A 12,786-nucleotide genomic window follows, 5' to 3' on the forward strand; every position below is an offset into this window, starting at 1 on the left:
AAGCCTGTCGCCGGGCGGTGCTCCCCCGTGGCGCCTACACTTCCACCGGGGGTCCGTCATCGGATCGGTAGAACGACGTATTCCGTGTACGTATGTCACGCCCGGATAACGATCGCCTGGTCAGGCCGCTGTCAGATACACGCGACTGGCCTGTACCCGAGTGCGCACCTGAAGTTTGTCGAAGATGTGCCCCAGATGCACGCCGACGGTGCGCTCGCTGATGAACAGTTGCTCACCGATCTCGCGATTGGTCAAGCCCTCGGCCACCGCCGCCAGCACCTCGCGCTCGCGCCCGGTCAGCGTGGACAGCTCGTCGGCGGCCCGCTCCGGCCCGGCCGGCAGCGCCTGCACGTCGTCGCCGAGCGTCACCCGGAAGCGCTGCGCCACCCCGATGATCTCGTTGGCGAACGGGCGCGCGCCCATCGCGGTAGCCGTCGCATACGCCTGACGCAGCCCGGTGGCCGCCGACGTCCGCCGCACCCGTCGTTGCAGGGACGCCTCGGCGTGCCGCAGCCGGGCGTACGCCGCCGGGTACGGCTGCTGGCGCCGGTCCCAGATGGCGGCCGCCCGCGCCCACGGCTCGGGATCCTGCCGGTCCTCGACCCGGCTCAGCTCGGCGGTGCACAGGTCCAGGTAGCCGTCGACCACCGCACGAACCGGTGCGGGCGCCTCGACCACGCCCTTGACCAGGCGATCCATCACCGTCCGGAGACGGCGGAGCGCCCCCGGGTCGGTCGGCTGCCCGGCGACGCGCGCCTCCGCCTCGGCCCGCAGGCCGTGCCAGGCCAGCACCCCGAGCAGCACCAGGTCGTCGGAGCGGGTCTCGGTCAGGCCACGCTGCACCGCGGCCCGCGCCTCGGCGTGCTCGCCCTGCCACATCGCCAGGCCGGCCCGTAGCGTCAGCATCGGCAGCACGTGCCGTGCCCCGCCACCGGCCAGCAGGGTCGCCACCGCGTCCAGGTCGCGGCGGGCGTTGTCCACCTCACCGAAACCGACCCACAGCTGGGAACGGGCGAGCAGCAGCTCGACCGCGTCGGCGCCGGACGGGTGGTAACGCATCGCGGTCTCCAGCACCGCGTACGCCTCGGACCACTGACCGTTCCGGAACAGCCCCTTGGCGGCGACCGCCAGCAGCCGGGTCTGGTAGGTGCGGCCCACCCCGCGGGCGGCGAGCAGGTCGGCGCCCCGGCGGGCCACCAGCACACCCTCCTCGACGCTGTTCAGCGGGCCGGCCAGCAGCTCGGCCAGGTGCAGGTAGGCCACACCCAGGTCGTCCGGGTGCCCGGACCGCTCGGCGATCTCCACGGCGTGCCGGATCACGGCCAGCCCCGCATCCGGGTCCTCACGGAACGCGGCGCTGAAGCCCAGCGCGGCGCTCGCCCGGACCAGGTCGGTGGTGGCCCCGTTGACCGCGGCCAGTTCGAGCGCCTCCCGTGCGTGCTGGTTGGCGTCGGCATAGCGGCCGAGATGCAAGAGCAGCTCAGCCAGGTACGCCGCAGCCGACGCCCGCCGGCGCGGGGTGCAGTCGGGCGCCTCCAGAGCTCGTTGGTACTCGACCTCGGCGGTCGCCGAACGCCCGGCCGCGGCCAGGTAACGCGCCCGCCGCAGGTGCAGCTCGGACTGACCCGGGGCATCCGGCCGGCCGGCCAGCTCCTCCAGCCGGGCCAGCGCCAGCAGGTGCTCGCCGCACTGGTGGGCCGACTCGGCGGCGTGCCCCAGCAGCTCGGTGCGGCGTTCGTCGGTCTCACCGGCCAGCTGGAGCGCGATCGTCCAGTACCGGTGCGCCTCAGCGAAGCCGTACATCCGCTCGGCGGCACGGGCCGACGCCACCACCGGCGGCAGCGCCCGATCCGGCTCGCCGGCCCGCTGCCAGTGATGGGCCAGGCGCGCGTTGTCCGGCTCGCCCTCCACCGACTCCAGCGTCTCCGCGTACCGCCGGTGCAGCGACGCCGCCTCGGCCGGCAGCACCTCCTGCTCCAGCACCTCGGCGACGAGCCGGTGGCGAAGCTTGTAACCGTCCCGGTCGCTGGCCACGAACCGGTGCGTGACCGCAGCCCGGACCGCCTCGATCAGCTGGTCCTCCGGCAGCGGGACCACCCCGGCCAGCACCGCGTGCTCCACCGGCTCGACACCCGCCGCGATGGCGTGCACCACGGTGTGCGCGTGCGGCGGCAGTTCGTCGACCCGGGACAGGAAGATCTCGCGCAGCGTGTCGGACAGCTCGACCCGGCCGTCACGCAGGTCACGGGACAGCTCCTCGACCACGAACGGGTTGCCTCCGCTGCGCTTGAAGACCCGGTCGGCGTCCTCCAGGGCCACCGTGCCGCCGACGATCGCGGTCACCAGCTCCCGGGTCTGCTCCTGGCTCAGCGGGGCCAGGTCGACCACCCGCACCGAGCGCAGGCGGCGCAACTCGGCCAGCACCCGGCGCAGCGGGTGGGTGCCGTGCAGCGCCTCGGCCCGGATCGCGGCGAGCACCGAGACCCGGACGTCACCGAGCCCGGCGAGCAGGTAGAGCAGCAGCTGGCGGGTGCTCCGGTCGGCCCACTGGAGGTCGTCCAGCACGAGCAGCAGCTGCTGGTCGCCGGCGATCGCCCGCAGGTCGCGTGACACCCGCTCGAGCAGCGCGCCGGCGTCGTCGGGGGCGCCGGGCGGGGCCGAGCCGTCCAGCCGGCGCAGCGCCTGGAGCACCGGGTGCAGCGGCGAGGCGTCACCGATGTCCAGGCAGGTGCCGAACAGCACCGAGAAGCCCGTCTCACGCAACGCGTCGGCGGTCTCGCGCAGCAGCCGCGTCTTGCCGACGCCACTCTCCCCGGTCACGAAGACCGCGGCTGTCCCACCGGTACCGACGTTGCGGAGGTTGGACTGAACGTCGGCCAGCGTGCCGGTGCGCCCGACAAGCGGCCCCTCGTCCCCCTGTCTGGCCATGCCCGGCAGCCTAATCCGTATCCGCCTATCACTATGTCGTCGGTTCGGACTGTTCTGCGTCACAAAAACGACGGAATTCGATGCTGTCAGAGATACGTCGTTCTGCGGATCCGCGTCTTGTCCGAGGCTGGCACCGTACTCCCGGTCAACGCAGTGATCTGGGGGAGCGAAGACATGAGCACCGTCAGCAGTGCCGTTCAGGAGCGTAGGCAGACCGTAACCGTGCTGTTCATCGACATCGTCGGGTTCACCTCTCTGGTGGACCGGCTGGACTGCGCGGAGGTGCGGGCGCTCCAGAGGGACTACTTCTCGACCGTCTCGGCCGTGGTCCGTGACAACGACGGGATCGTCGAGAAGTACGTGGGGGACGCGGTGATGGCGGTGTTCGGCGCCGCGGAGGGGGGATTCGGCCCGGGGGCGGCCGCCTCCGCGGTCCAGGCGGGCCTGTCGGTCCAGGAGTCGTTGAGGGGGCGTCTCCTGGCCGGCAGGTTCCCCGTCCGGACCCGGGTCGGGCTGGCCACCGGCGAGGTGATCGTCGACCCGATGGCGGCTTTCGACGGCGGATACGGGATGATCAGCGGCAGCGTGGTGAGCACGGCGGCCCGTCTCCAGGCCTATGCGCCGCACGGCACCGTGGTGGTCTGCTCGGCCACCCGGGACGTGACCGACGCGCTCATCGCCTACCAGGAGCTGCCACCGGTGTCGGTTCCGGGCAAGGCGTATCCGCTGGACCTCTTCCGGGCCCTTCAGCCGCAGACCGTGTCCCTGGCGACTGTGGCGTAGCGCACTTCTTGGGGTGGATCATCCCTATTTTGGCCACGGACTGGTCTAGACCTGCCTCGCCTGGGGCAGAAGTGTCATAGGCGCCGGGTAGGCTCGCGCCGTCCTTGACCACCATGGCTTGACCGGGAGTGCCGCCTCGTGACCGCGCAACCAGAGACCTTGTACGGGGCTGACGACCTCACGCACCTGGAAGGGCTCGACGCTGTCCGCAAACGCCCGGGCATGTACATCGGGTCCACCGACAGCAGAGGCATCAACCACCTCGCCAACGAGATCATCGACAACTGCACCGATGAGGGGGTCGGCGGCCACGCCACCCGCATCGCCGTGACGCTGCACGGCGACGGCTCGGTCCAGGTCGACGACGACGGGCGGGGCATCCCCACCGATGTGCACGCCAAATCCGGCCTGAGCGGCGTCGAGCTGGTGCTGACCCGGCTGCATGCCGGCGGCAAGTTCGGCGGCTCCGGCTACAAGACGTCAGGCGGCCTGCACGGCGTCGGCGCGTCCGCGGTCAACGCGCTCGCCCACCGGTTCGACGTCACCGTCAAGCGGGACGGCAAGGTCCACGAGATCTCGTTCCAGCGTGGCGTGCCGGGCGTCTTCGACGGTCCCGGGCCGGACGCGCCGTTCACCCGCGAGCCCGGCCTGCGGGTGGCCCGCCGGATGAAACGGGGCGAGCCCAGCGGCACCTCGATCCGGTACTGGTATGACGCCCGCTACTTCGAGACCGGCGCCCGGCTCGACGTCGACGCCGTCCGCACCAAGCTGCGCAACACCGCGTTCCTGGTCCCCGGCGTGCAGTACACCCTCTTCGACGCGGGCGCCGAGGAGCCGGCCACCGAGACGTTCCACTACCCCAACGGCCTGGCCGACATGGTGGACTTCCTCACCCCGGCCGCAGACAAGCCGGTCTCCGGCACGCTGCTGGTCACCGGCGAGGGCACCTACAAGGAGAATGCGGCCGACGCCAACGGCGTGATGCAGTCCAACGTCGTCCGGCACGCACAGATCGAGGTCGCCTTCCGCTGGGGCACCGGCTACGAGCGCACCGTCGAGTGCTTCACCAACACCATCCGCAACATGCACGGCGGCACCCACCGCAAGGGCTTCGAGCGGGCCCTGGTGCGCGCCCTGACCGAGGCCATCCGCAACGCCCGCGGGCTGCTCAAGCCCAAGGAGGAGCCGCCCGTCCTGGACGACTTCCTGGAGGGCATGACCGCGGTCATCCACGTGCGGGTGCCGGAGCCGCAGTTCACCTCGCAGACCAAGGACGAGCTGTCCACCGCCGGTGTCGCCCGGGTGATGCAGACCCTCGTCGAGACGTACCTGAAAGAGTGGATCGACGGCCGCCGCACCAAGACCGAGGCCCGGACCGTCCTGCAGAAGGTGGTGGACGCGGCCCGCGTCCGGCTCACCCAGAAACAGCAGAAGGACGCGGCCCGCCGCAAGACCGCCCTGGAGGGCGCGTCGATGCCGGCCAAGCTGGTCGACTGCAGGGCCATCGGCATCGACCGGTCCGAGCTGTTCATCGTCGAGGGTGACTCGGCGCTCGGCACCGCCCGGATGGCCCGCAGCTCCGAGTACCAGGCGTTGCTGCCGATCCGCGGCAAGATCCTCAACGTGCAGAAAGCGAGCCTCCAGCAGGTCCTCGACAACGCCGAGTGCTCGGCGATCGTCCAGGTCCTCGGGGCCGGCTCGGGCCGCACCTTCGACATCGGCTCGATGCGCTACGGCCGCGTCATGATCATGGCGGACGCCGACGTCGACGGCTCGCACATCCGGACCCTGCTGATCACGCTCTTCGCGAAGTACATGCGGCCGGTCATCGAGAACGGGCGGCTCTTCGCCGCGATGCCGCCGCTGCACAAGGTGGTCACCAAGGGCCGCAACTCGGAGACTCTCTACACGTACACCCAGCAGGAGATGGAGAGCACCGTCGGCCGCCTGGAGCGGGCCGGCCGGCAGGTCCAGAAACCGGTGCCCCGGTTCAAGGGTCTCGGTGAGATGGACGCCGACGAGCTGTGGGACACCACGATGAACCCGGCTGAGCGCACCGTCCGCCGGATCACCATCGAGGACGCGGAGAAAGCCGAAGCCACCCTCGAACTGCTCATGGGTGAACGGGTCGAGCCCCGGAAGAACTGGTTGATCGAGGCCGCGGGCCGGATCGACCAAGAGACGATCGACGCCTGAGAGGTCCGCTACCAATGGCACGCCGCAAATCCGACAAGCGCGTCGACCTGTCCGCGTTCGACCAGGCGGGCGCCCGGGTCATCGACAACCCGCTCACCACCGAGGTGGAGGACTCCTACCTGGAGTACGCCTACTCGGTCATCCACTCACGTGCCCTGCCGGACGCCCGGGACGGGCTCAAGCCGGTGCACCGGCGCATCCTCTGGTCGATGTCCGAGCAGGGGCAGCGCCCCGACCGGCCGTATGTCAAGTCGGCCCGCGTCGTCGGCGACGTGATGGGTAAGTACCACCCGCACGGCGACGTCGCGATCTACGACGCCCTGGTCCGGCTCGCCCAGGACTTCTCGCTCAACGCCACGCTCATCGACGGGCACGGCAACTTCGGCTCGCCCGACGACGGCCCGGCCGCCGCCCGGTACACCGAGGCCCGCATGTCGCGCGAGGCGATGCTGCTGGTCGGCGAGCTCGGTGAGGGCACCGTCGACTTCAAGCCCACCTACGACGGCTCCGAGCAGGAGCCCAAGGTGCTGCCCGCCGCCTTCCCGAACCTGCTGGTCAACGGCACGTCCGGGATCGCCGTAGGGATGGCGACCAACATGATCCCGCACAACCTCGGCGAGGTCGTGGCGGCCGCCCGGCACCTGATCCGGAAACCGGCGGCCGACCTCGACGAGCTGATGCGCTTCGTGCCCGGTCCCGACCTGCCCACCGGCGGTCAGCTGCTCGGGCTCGACGAGGTGCGCCGGGCGTATGAGACCGGGCGCGGTGTCGTCCGGATCCGGGCCCGCGCCGAGACCGGCCTGCTCGAGGGCGGCCGCGGCCGGCAGGCCATCACCGTCACCGAGCTGCCCTACGGCGTCGGCGCCGAGAAGATCATCGAGGCGATCACCGACGAGGTGAAGGGCAAGGTCATCACCTCCGGCCCGCGGCGTGGCCAGCGCCAGGCGGCCCGCCTCACCGGCATCGCCGACGTCAAGGACCTCACCGACCGCGAGCACGGCACCCGGCTCGTCATCGAGTGCAAGGTCGGCGTCAACCCGCAGGCGCTGCTGGCCGACCTCTACCGGCTCACCCCGCTGGAGAGCTCGTTCGGCATCAACAACCTGGTCCTCGTCGACGGGCAGCCCCGTACGCTCGGGTTGAAGGCTCTTCTCGAAGTCTTCGTGCAGCACCGCTACGACGTCGTCACCAGGCGTACGCTCTACCGGCGGACCAAGCGCGAGGACCGTCTGCACCTGGTCGACGGCCTGCTCATCGCCCTGATCGACATCGACCGGGTGGTCGCGCTGATCCGGGCCAGCGACGACGCGGCCGCGGCCAAGGCCGGCCTGATGACCGAGTTCGGGCTCTCCGACATCCAGGCGACCTACATCCTGGACACCCCGCTGCGGCGGCTCACCCGCTTCGACCGGATCGAGCTGGAGACCGAACAGGACCGGCTGCGCAACGAGATCGCCGAGCTCACCCGGATCCTCGACAACGAGGACGTGCTCAAGAAGGTCGTCTCCGACGAGCTGGCCGCCGTCGCCAAGGAGTTCGGGGCGGCCCGCCGGACCACCCTGATCGACGGCGACCTCAAGGAGGTCCTCGCCGCCTCGGTGCCGGCCGGCCCGCTCGAGGTCGCCGACGACCCCTGCCAGGTCATCCTCTCCGCGACCGGCCTGATCGCCCGGACCGCCGCCGAGAGCGAGGAGTCCACCGAGGCCCGCAGCCGCAGCGGCCGCGTCAAACACGACGCCGTCCGCGCGATCATCCACTCCACCGCCCGCGGCCGGATCCTGCTGGTCACCAACCGCGGCCGGGCCTTCAAGACCGACGTGCTCACCCTGCCGGTCCTGCCCGAGCAGTCCGGCACCGTCTCGCTGCGCGGCGGCATGTCCGCGTCCGAGCTGGTGCCCTTGCACAAGGGCGAACGGGTCGTCGGCATGGCCCCGCTCGGCGGCGGCGAGTCCCCGGGCCTCGCGATGGGCACCAAGTTCGGCATCGTCAAGGTGTGCGCGCCCGAGTGGCCGGTCCGGTCCGACGAGTTCGAGGTGATCACCCTCAAGGAGGGCGACGAGGTCCTCCAGGCCACCTGGCTCACCGACGGTGCCGAAGCCCTCGTCTTCGTCACGTCCGACGCCAACCTGCTCCGCTTCCCGGCGAAACTCGTGCGACCACAGGGCCTCAAAGGCGGTGGCATGGCCGGGGTCAACGTCGGCCCGGAGGCCGAGGTGATCTCGTTCAACGCCGTCGTCACCTCCGACAGCGCACACGGCGAGCCCATGGTCGTCACCTCCACCGGAACCCAGGTCAAGGTGTCACCGTTCGCGTCCTACCCGGCCAAGGGCCGCGCCACCGGCGGCGTCCGGGTGCAGCGGTTCCTCAAGGGCGAGTCGCAGCTCATCGTCGCCTGGGTCGGCCCACGGCCGGTCGGCGCGTCCAACACCGGCGACCCGGTCGAACTCCCCGAACCCGACGCCCGCCGCGACGGGTCCGGCAACGCGGTCATCATGGGACCGCAGCTCATCGGACACCTGATCGAACGAGACTGACGGCCCTTCCACCGAATCGCCGGGCGGGATCGTGCTCCGTCCGGCGATTTTCATTCGGTACGGGTCAGGCCGTCGACTCGAACCAGTCTGTTCCCGAGAGTCCCCGCGAGGTGGCTGCCTGGGCACGGCCCCAGCGCGACCGCCGGGCTGATGCGGTGGTCACCGTCGGTTCTGTGTGAGTTCATCGGCGGTGCCGGGTCGGTTGCCCGCGAGTCAGGTCAGGAGCCGGCCGTCGGTGGCCTGTGGCGCCAGCTCGGCTGTGTGGGCAGCGGCGGCCTCCGGCCGGGCGTGGTACTGGGCAGGCGTGTTCTGGAACAGGACAACTCGCCAGCCGGGCAGTCGTCGCTCGGCCACCAGGGTCTGGACGGCGTTTGCCGCCGGGTTGAGGGCGTCGGCGCCGGGCGGGATCATGCCGGCGATCGAACGAAGCAGGACGGCTCCGGGACCGAGGATGCGAAGTTCCCGGACCCTGGCCACATAGGTGGCGGTCGGGTGATCCTGGAAGATCGGCGCGAGGTGCTTGCCGATCTCGGGTCCGTCCACCTGGCTGCCGTCGAACCCGACCAGGGCACCGTCGTCCGCGAACAATCCCGCGAAACGTTCGGCGTCCCGGTCGTTCCAGGCGGTGAGCAGATCCCGGTACAGCTCTCGGACGACTGATTCAGCACGAGTCTCACCCATGCCGAGAACACTCCCACGCCACCGCCGTCCACGGCGACCACTCCATCGGTTGAGTGCCACGGCCCCCGCTGCTCGCCGACCGGCGGCCGGCTGCCCGGCCAGCGTGCGGGTGGCGAGGGGGTGGAATGGCAAGCTGCCAGGCCAGCTGGTTGCGAGGTTTCGGGCCAGGGTTTGGGTTGCGGGTCCGGCTGCCGGGACGGAGGCGGGTTGCGGGGCCGGGCAGGCGGTGCGGGGCGGCAGGCGGGTTGCGGTGCCGGGCAGGCGGGTCGCGGGGCAGGACAGGCGGTGCGGGGCGGCAGGCGGGTGCGGGGCAGGGCAGGCGGTTTGCGGGTCCGGGCAGGGTCACCAGATGGGGCGGATCCGGCCGGGAGTAGCCAGGTGGGCCAGCGCCGTTCTGAGGGCCGCTGCCTGGGCCGGGGTCAGGGTGGCGGCCAGCGGGGCCAGGGTCTCGACGGCCCCCTCGTCGGCGGCCCGGGTGCACGCGTGACCCTTTTCGGTCAGGACCAGCAGGCGGGCGCGGGCGTCCGTCGGGTGCGGGCGGCGTTCGACGTAGCCCTTGCGGATCAGTTCCTCGGCCATCTGGCTGGCCGCCTGCTTGGTGATCTCCAGGTGTTCGGCGAGATCGGTGACGGTGGCCCCGCCACCGGACAGGCGCGCGAAGGCGAAGCCGTGCGCGGGACGCAGGTCGGTGAAGCCGCCGGCCCGCACCCGGGAGTCGATGCCGTCCACCAGCGCGCGAGCAGCACTGAGCAGGAGCACCGGGAGGTCGTGGAGATCGTCACGCACAGAACGAGTTTGACATAGAGGTCAAGCTGCTTGACTATTTGGTCAATCAGCTTGACTAGTTGAGGAGAGGGCATGGCGATCTATCGCGGTACCGAAGCGGTGGTCCACCGGATGCACGGCAGCGTCTTCCACGCCTTCGCGTCGCCGTCGAACGGCAGCGCGGAACTGTGCGCCTGGCGGGTCGAGATCGCGGCCGGCGTGACAGGCGTGCCGCACCGGGTGGGGCGCGACGAGGTCCTGATGATGTCGGCCGGCGAGTTGTCGGTCAGCCTGGACGGTGTCGCCGCCCGGGTCGCGGCCGGGGATGTGCTGGTCGTGCCGGCCGGGACGGAGTTCCGAGTCGACAACGACGGAACCGAGACCGCCGCGGCCTGGGTGACCACCAGCGCCGGCTTCGAGGCGACCCTGCCGGACGGCACCACGCTCACCCCACCGTGGGCGAGCTGACCAGCCCGACGGCCACCACCCACCGGCCGTCGCCGAGTTGCCCAGGCCAAGACCGCCAGCCGTCGCTGAGCGACCGAATCCCGTCCGAATTCCCGCGGTGACGTACGGCTGGCGGGCTCAGCCGTACCTCACCGCGGGAATGCAGGCCCCGAAAGGCACCTGAGCGACGGCTCGCGGTCGTGGGCGGACCGGATGCAGCGGCGGCCCGCGGTGTGGGCAGGCTGGATGCAGCGGCGGCCCGCGATTGTGTGCGGGCCGGATGCGGCGGCTCGCGGTCTTGAGCGGGCCGGGTGCGGTGGCGGCCCGCAGTCAACGGCGGGTCGGATGCGATCAGTCGGTGAGGGCGCTGATCGCCTTGAGCTCATCGGCGGTCAGTGGTCCGCGCGCCTCGGCGGCGAGGCATTCAGCGAGCTCGGTGCGGTTCTTGACGCCGAGAATGACCGTGGTGACGCCGGGAACGCTGAGTGCGTACCGATGCGCGAGCGAGGCCGCGCTCTCACCGAACGACGCGGCCAGGGCGCGGAACGGCGCGGCGCGCGCGAAGTCGACGGCCGCCGGGTGGTCGGCAGGAACCGAACGGTCGAGGGCGTCGGCGAGCGAGCCGGCGGCGACGGCCCGGATGGCGGTGACCGTGATGCCCGCGGAGGCGGCCGCCCGGACCAGGCCGGCGTTGTCCGGGCGGACGCCGTCCCCGTGGATCCACAGGTCACCGCTCTGGTCGAGGGCGTTGACCACGATCTGCGCGGTGTCCGGCCGGGGCACGGCGCCGAAAGCCTCCGGCTGAGGCGCGGGAGAGCCGGTCGCGGCGCCGGTGGCGTCGGGCTGAGGCGCGGGAGAGCCGGTCGCGGCGCCGGTGGCGTCGGGCTGAGGCGCGGGAGAGCCGGCTGCGGCGCCGGTGGCGTCGGGCTGAGGCGCGGGAGGGCCGGCCGCGGCGCCGAAGGCCTCCAGCAGGGGCTCGGGATCGCCGACCGCGGTGATCCCCCAAGCGCGGATGAGACCTTCGTCGCGCAGGGATTCGAAGACCGGCACGATCTCGTCGCGGTATCCGGCCGGGTCGACGGTTCCGGAGAGGACGGTTCCCTGGCGGCGGAACTGTGTGTGCAGGACGAGCACGTCGAGGTGGCGGCGTTCCAGCCGGATCAGACTGGAGTGCAGGCTGCGCCGGATGCGCTTGGCGAAGTCGCGTCCGTCGTCGTCCGGCAGCTGCACCTTGCTGGTGATCATGACGTCGGAGTCGTGGCCGCGGAGCGCGTCGGCGACGGCCAGCTCGGATTCGAATCCGGTGCCGTAGCTGGGGGCCAGATCGAGCATGTTGATGCCGCCGTCGAGTGCGGCGTGGACGGTGGCGACGGCTTCGGAGCGGTCGGTGGCGCCCCAGACGCCACCGATTCCGCCGCCACCGAGAGTGAGCGCGCTGACACGGCCGAGTCGGCCGGAGGCCCGCAGTTCCATGATGTTCTCCTCTTCGTTCCCGGCTGTCCGAATCGACCGTAGAACCTGGAGCGCGCTCCAGGACAAGTCCTGGAATCGATTCGGCGCGCCGTCGGCGCAGAGGTGTCCAGCACGTGAATAATCCGTGCTTCCGCGCGCCTCAACCAGGGAGGATGGCGCCTGCGGGAAAGGGGGAGCGGTGGACGTCGTGACGCAGTGGGTGACTACCGAGTGGACCAAGCGCTCCCGGGGCGGTCCGGGAGCCGCACTACGCAGCGCGGTGCCCCAGGGCTTCCGCCTGCCCGGGAAACGGCGCAGCGTGGTGCACGAGGTGATGATCACCGAACGTAATGATTTCCGGCCGATCGAGTCGTTCGGCGCGGAGCCTCCGGAGCGCGAGCCGAGCCTGGCGCGTTCCGGTCTGCGGCTGGTCCGGGCAGACAAGGGGGTACGGGTGGAGCTACTCCTGGCCAGGCTGGGCGACGCCAGGTTGGCCGACGCCAGGTTGGGCGATGCCAGGCTGGGCAACGCCAGACGGGGCGACCTGACGCGAACCCGCCCGGCGGCCGTCTGGCTGGCCCCGGGCGAGTGGCTGCGCTGGCAGGTGAACTACCGGTCGTCCGGCTCGCGGATCGACGGCGGACGCTGGGAGTACCGGCAGGACACCCTGAACATCGCGGTGGGCCCGGCCGATCCGGAGCTGTTCTTCGGCGAGCCCACCCGGCACATCGACGAGCGGGGTTTCCTGCGGTGAGACGAAAGGTGAGGCGAAAGGTGAGGCGAAAGCGGTGACGTGTCCTACTTGCTCGGCTCCGGCACGTCACAGGTGATCTTCGGGTTGACGCCCATCCAGTTGAGGGGGCCGGCGACCGTGGTCACGATGACCGTGCCGGCCTCCGCGCAGCTGGCGTCCTCGCTGTCGGAGAAATAACCACGCTCGTACGCGGCGATGACGCCGAGGACGAGCCAGATGACGATGATGACCGCACCGATACGCATG

The 12,786-nt window shown here is 71.2% G+C and carries 10 protein-coding genes; 5 read left to right on the forward strand and 5 right to left on the reverse strand.

The genetic code is table 11. The annotated features are described in order from the left end of the window. Nucleotides 1-120: 120 nt before the first annotated feature. Nucleotides 121-2,928 (reverse strand): AAA family ATPase, encoded by a 2,808-nt coding sequence (locus tag AB0E94_RS45430; protein ID WP_360340424.1) that lies wholly within the window; start codon nucleotides 2,926-2,928, stop codon nucleotides 121-123. 174 nt (nucleotides 2,929-3,102) lie between these two features. On the opposite strand from AB0E94_RS45430, the gene AB0E94_RS45435 reads away from it, so the two are divergent. The 3 genes from AB0E94_RS45435 (at nucleotide 3,103) to AB0E94_RS45445 (ending at nucleotide 8,441) form a co-directional block, all read left to right on the forward strand. Beyond that, a complete protein-coding gene (locus tag AB0E94_RS45435) occupies nucleotides 3,103-3,711 on the forward strand; it encodes an adenylate/guanylate cyclase domain-containing protein (protein ID WP_360340427.1) in 609 nt (202 codons plus the stop codon). A gap of 138 nt (nucleotides 3,712-3,849) precedes the next feature. Next, entirely contained in the window at nucleotides 3,850-5,907 is a 2,058-nt protein-coding gene (locus AB0E94_RS45440) for a DNA topoisomerase IV subunit B (protein ID WP_360340430.1), read from the forward strand. 14 nt (nucleotides 5,908-5,921) lie between these two features. After that, the gene (locus tag AB0E94_RS45445; protein WP_360340433.1) at nucleotides 5,922-8,441 is read left to right on the forward strand and encodes a DNA topoisomerase IV subunit A; all 2,520 of its coding nucleotides are present in this window, start codon (nucleotides 5,922-5,924) and stop codon (nucleotides 8,439-8,441) included. A 213-nt stretch (nucleotides 8,442-8,654) separates the two neighbouring features. On the opposite strand, the gene AB0E94_RS45450 is transcribed toward AB0E94_RS45445, so the two are convergent. Both AB0E94_RS45450 and AB0E94_RS45455 read right to left on the reverse strand, forming a co-directional pair. After that, complete coding sequence (locus tag AB0E94_RS45450; protein WP_360340436.1) at nucleotides 8,655-9,122, reverse strand: SgcJ/EcaC family oxidoreductase; 468 nt, start codon at nucleotides 9,120-9,122, stop codon at nucleotides 8,655-8,657. A gap of 342 nt (nucleotides 9,123-9,464) precedes the next feature. Then, the gene (locus AB0E94_RS45455; RefSeq protein ID WP_360340439.1) at nucleotides 9,465-9,908 is read right to left on the reverse strand and encodes a MarR family transcriptional regulator; all 444 of its coding nucleotides are present in this window, start codon (nucleotides 9,906-9,908) and stop codon (nucleotides 9,465-9,467) included. Between the two features lie 72 nt (nucleotides 9,909-9,980). Between AB0E94_RS45455 and AB0E94_RS45460 the strand changes: the two genes are divergently transcribed. Beyond that, entirely contained in the window at nucleotides 9,981-10,355 is a 375-nt protein-coding gene (locus tag AB0E94_RS45460; RefSeq protein ID WP_360340442.1) for a cupin domain-containing protein, read from the forward strand. Nucleotides 10,356-10,685: 330 nt separating this feature from the next. Here the strand turns inward: AB0E94_RS45460 and AB0E94_RS45465 are convergent, their stop codons facing one another. Further along, entirely contained in the window at nucleotides 10,686-11,807 is a 1,122-nt protein-coding gene (locus tag AB0E94_RS45465; protein WP_360340445.1) for an aldo/keto reductase, read from the reverse strand. Between the two features lie 178 nt (nucleotides 11,808-11,985). On the opposite strand from AB0E94_RS45465, the gene AB0E94_RS45470 reads away from it, so the two are divergent. Continuing rightward, entirely contained in the window at nucleotides 11,986-12,540 is a 555-nt protein-coding gene (locus tag AB0E94_RS45470) for a hypothetical protein (protein WP_360340448.1), read from the forward strand. A gap of 44 nt (nucleotides 12,541-12,584) precedes the next feature. Here the strand turns inward: AB0E94_RS45470 and AB0E94_RS45475 are convergent, their stop codons facing one another. Beyond that, nucleotides 12,585-12,785 (reverse strand): hypothetical protein, encoded by a 201-nt coding sequence (locus AB0E94_RS45475; RefSeq protein WP_360340451.1) that lies wholly within the window; start codon nucleotides 12,783-12,785, stop codon nucleotides 12,585-12,587. Between the last annotated feature and the right edge of the window lies 1 nt (nucleotide 12,786).

The organism is Actinoplanes sp. NPDC026670, assembly GCF_040638175.1.
Classification (GTDB): domain Bacteria; phylum Actinomycetota; class Actinomycetes; order Mycobacteriales; family Micromonosporaceae; genus Actinoplanes.

What these genes read in the sequence shown, in the direction of transcription:
- AB0E94_RS45430 (WP_360340424.1), bottom strand. Translation starts at nt 2,928, where the DNA reads ATGGCCAGACAGGGGGACGAGGGGCCGCTTGTCGGGCGCACCGGCACG.
- AB0E94_RS45435 (WP_360340427.1), top strand. Translation starts at nt 3,103, where the DNA reads ATGAGCACCGTCAGCAGTGCCGTTCAGGAGCGTAGGCAGACCGTAACC.
- AB0E94_RS45445 (WP_360340433.1), top strand. Translation starts at nt 5,922, where the DNA reads ATGGCACGCCGCAAATCCGACAAGCGCGTCGACCTGTCCGCGTTCGAC.
- AB0E94_RS45450 (WP_360340436.1), bottom strand. Translation starts at nt 9,122, where the DNA reads ATGGGTGAGACTCGTGCTGAATCAGTCGTCCGAGAGCTGTACCGGGAT.
- AB0E94_RS45460 (WP_360340442.1), top strand. Translation starts at nt 9,981, where the DNA reads ATGGCGATCTATCGCGGTACCGAAGCGGTGGTCCACCGGATGCACGGC.
- AB0E94_RS45465 (WP_360340445.1), bottom strand. Translation starts at nt 11,807, where the DNA reads ATGGAACTGCGGGCCTCCGGCCGACTCGGCCGTGTCAGCGCGCTCACT.
- AB0E94_RS45475 (WP_360340451.1), bottom strand. Translation starts at nt 12,785, where the DNA reads ATGCGTATCGGTGCGGTCATCATCGTCATCTGGCTCGTCCTCGGCGTC.